Origin of the sequence: Priestia endophytica (assembly GCF_026790145.1) — a bacterium.
GTDB lineage: Bacteria > Bacillota > Bacilli > Bacillales > Bacillaceae_H > Bacillus_I > Bacillus_I endophytica_A.
The window spans coordinates 1-1,252 of record NZ_JALAMS010000081.1 but is presented as its reverse complement, the minus strand read 5'-3'; the positions used below and the strand labels follow the sequence as shown (position 1 = coordinate 1,252).

The following is a 1,252-nucleotide window of genomic DNA, read 5'->3' as shown; positions in this document are numbered from 1 at the left end:
CACTATACTTGGAGGGGATTTTTTATGGCTCGAAAAGGACAAACATTTCGTCAGTATACAGAAGAATTTAAAAGGAAAGCTGTTCAAATGTATGAAAGTGAAGAAAAAAGTTACCAGATTGTCGCGGATGAATTAGGGATACGCAGTTCCACACAACTTAAAAATGGGGTGAAGAAGTATCGGGCTGGTGAATCCTTTCAAGATCAGCGTGGAAAGGACTCTAATGCCGATCACCCTTGGATCGGACGACCTAAAAAACACTTTAAAAGTGTCGAAGAAGAGCGTGATTATTTGAAAGCACAGGTGGAGTATTTAAAAAAGCGTTATCCAAATCTACATGGGGAGGACGGATTCTAAAAGCCATACGTTTTGAAGTGATTGATGAATTAAAGCACGCTTATCCCATTACGTGGCTCGTGTGTATTGCGAAGGTATCACGAGCTGGCTATTATAAGTGGCTCACGACGCAGAAAACTCGCTTGGCCAGAAAGCAACGTGATCAACTCGTGAAAGAGCACATTCTAGCGATTCATCGGGCCCATCCTTTCTATGGCTACCCACGTATGGTTGTCGCCTTACAAAAGGAGGGCTTCCGGGTCAATCATAAACGGGTATATCGATTGATGAAAGAAATGAAGATTCAATCGGTGGTTCGAAAGAAACGCCGATATTTTGGACGAAAGCCTTCTATCGTTCATCCGAACCGACTCAATCGATTGTTTCAAGTTGATCAACCTCATCGGGTCTATGTGACCGATATTACGTATATTGCTTGTGGTCCACGTTTTTATTATTTATCCGTTATTCAAGATCTTTATAATAATGAAATTGTGTCATGGAAACTATCCAAACGAAATGATGTAGAACTTGTCATGGGAACCGTAGAACATCTCGTAGCTCAACGAGACGTACAAGGAGCGATTCTTCACTCTGATCAAGGCTTTCAATATACCTCGAAAGTTTATAATCGAAGATTAGAAGAGGTACAGATCCAAGGCAGTCACTCTCGTAGAGGAAACTGTCTAGATAACGCGTGTATTGAATCGTTCTTTTCTCATCTCAAAACAGAGAACGCCTACTTTTCTTCCTGCGAGACGGAACATCAACTTCGTCAAATGATTGACTCGTACATATGGTTTTACAATCATGAACGATTCCAGAAAAAATTAAACCAGTGTGCTCCGGTTGAATACCGAAACACACTGGCTGCTTAGGCTTTTTTCTAACTGTCTACTTGACAGGGGTAACTCCA

Annotated in this window: 1 protein-coding gene; it reads left to right on the top strand. The window is 41.4% G+C overall.

What is annotated here, in order from left to right:
• Positions 1–24: 24 nt before the first annotated feature.
• Positions 25–1,214, top strand: a protein-coding gene (locus MOC86_RS27085) for an IS3 family transposase (protein WP_419146700.1) whose coding sequence is annotated in 2 segments (ribosomal slippage) — positions 25–325 and positions 325–1,214 — 1,191 coding nt in all. Because the reading frame shifts where the segments join, the coding sequence is not laid out codon by codon here.
• Positions 1,215–1,252: the final 38 nt, after the last annotated feature.